The organism is Eubacterium sp. AF19-12LB, from assembly GCF_003479125.1.
GTDB classification, from domain to species: Bacteria; Bacillota; Clostridia; order Lachnospirales; family Lachnospiraceae; genus Eubacterium_U; species Eubacterium_U album.
In genome coordinates, this window is the sequence record NZ_QUGP01000040.1 from 398 (window position 1) to 739 (window position 342).

At 34.5% G+C, this 342-nt stretch carries 1 protein-coding gene; it reads left to right on the top strand.

Annotated features, from left to right (window positions below; all coding sequences use genetic code 11):
* On the top strand, positions 1-342 hold a 342-nt coding region (locus tag DWX29_RS12505; protein WP_158574554.1), incomplete at both ends, for a leucine-rich repeat domain-containing protein.

The following is a 342-nucleotide window of genomic DNA, read 5'->3' on the forward strand; positions in this document are numbered from 1 at the left end:
GGGAATAGAAACAATAGGAAACGGAGCATTTGCCGGTTGCAGTAACTTAACAGACATAATAATGTCGGAAAGTGTAACTAAAATAGGAGAATGGGCATTTTCAGAATGTAAAGGTAATGAAGAAATTGTAATATCTGGAAAAATAGAGACAATAGGAAATGGAGCATTTGCAGGCACAAGAGAACTAAAAAGAATAGAAATAGGCGATGGAGTAAAAATAATAGGAGACAATGTATTTGAAAATTGTGAAAAGTTGGAAGAGGTAAGTCTGCCGGACACAATAGAAACAATAGGAGCAAATGCGTTTCAGAATGATAAAAAACTAACAGGATTAAAACTACC